This window comes from Treponema sp. R6D11 (assembly GCF_054786075.1).
In genome coordinates this window covers 1-1121 of sequence record NZ_BDHD01000373.1, presented here as the reverse complement: position 1 = coordinate 1121, position 1121 = coordinate 1, and the positions used below count along the sequence as shown (strand labels likewise).

3 protein-coding genes are annotated in these 1121 nt (G+C 30.3%); 1 reads left to right on the top strand and 2 read right to left on the bottom strand.

The window, feature by feature from the left end; all coding sequences use genetic code 11:
- On the top strand, positions 1-202 hold a 202-nt coding region (locus tag ACYVTD_RS13240), incomplete at its 5' end, for a DNA-methyltransferase (protein WP_461248208.1).
- Positions 203-230: 28 nt separating this feature from the next.
- Here the strand turns inward: ACYVTD_RS13240 and ACYVTD_RS13235 are convergent.
- Positions 231-863, bottom strand: coding sequence for a hypothetical protein (locus tag ACYVTD_RS13235; RefSeq protein WP_461248207.1), 633 nt, complete (start codon positions 861-863; stop codon positions 231-233).
- A gap of 11 nt (positions 864-874) precedes the next feature.
- Positions 875-1121, bottom strand: a 247-nt coding sequence (locus tag ACYVTD_RS13230) for a UvrB/UvrC motif-containing protein (protein WP_461248206.1), incomplete at its 5' end; no start/stop codon positions are given.

Genomic DNA, 1121 nt, shown 5'->3' with positions numbered 1-1121 from the left:
AAAACACCCGACGCAAAAACCTTTAGACCTCTTAAAACGCATTGTACTTGCATCGACAACCGAAAACGCCATAGTACTCGACCCATTTTGCGGAAGCGGAACAACAGGAGTCGCCTGCAACAGTTTGCCCAAAAGATTTTTTGTAGGGATAGAAATTGATAAATCATATTGCGATTTAGCAAAAAAAAGATTGAGCGAATAAACCGTTTATATTTCTATAATATCATCAGCTATTTATCTTTCTTTTCTAAAAATAAATAACATTTGCCATATTTTCTTATATTTCTTACTAGTATATATCCATTTTCATCTGATATAACTCGAATACGTTCATTATCAGGATAAATAAAAATAAATGCAGCATTTCTTATTGGTTTCTTGTTTAATTTATCAATTACCTGAATATTAACAAAAGAAAATATAGCCAATGGTTTACTTTGTATATTAGTATCTTTTATCTTAAATATATAATCTATATATGTATAACCGATACTTTTAATTTCATCAGCATAATTTATATCCATGGCATCTTTATCAAGTTCAACTTCCCAAAATATTTTTACAATGTTATTTTTTACAGTTCCTTGTAATGTATCTATCAAATATGTTAATTTGCCGTCTGTTTCTTCCCATATTTCAATCTCGATATTTTCATTATCAGACATATTTCTTGTTTCAAATTGGATTATTATTTGATCATGGATATGGGCTTCTTCAATTTCTGAATGTTCATTTCTCCACTGTAAATTTAATATTCTTTTTTGTCCATAAATATTACTATAAACGAATTCCGTAATTTTTTGCCCATAAACATTACTATATTGAAAAAATAAAAATAAGCAGATAACTAAAATATTTTTCATATTGATAATTTTTACCCTACTTCTTTAATTTTTGCAATTTCATCTCTAATCAACGCAGCTTGTTCAAACTCAAGATTTTTTGCGTGTTCAAGCATCTCGCTCTCCAAGGCTTTAATCAACTGTTTGCGCTGGGCGGGAATCAGCACATTAAAAGATTTCTTTAAAACTTCTACCGTGCTTGCCGCAGCATTGTCGGCTTCTTCAACATGGCGGGTTAGTATTTCTGCAATTGCTTTTTTTACTGTTGCCGGGGTTATG

Bases quoted from the DNA above. Each gene is read 5' to 3' on its own strand.
- ACYVTD_RS13235 (WP_461248207.1), bottom strand. From the start codon at position 863: ATGAAAAATATTTTAGTTATCTGCTTATTTTTATTTTTTCAATATAGT.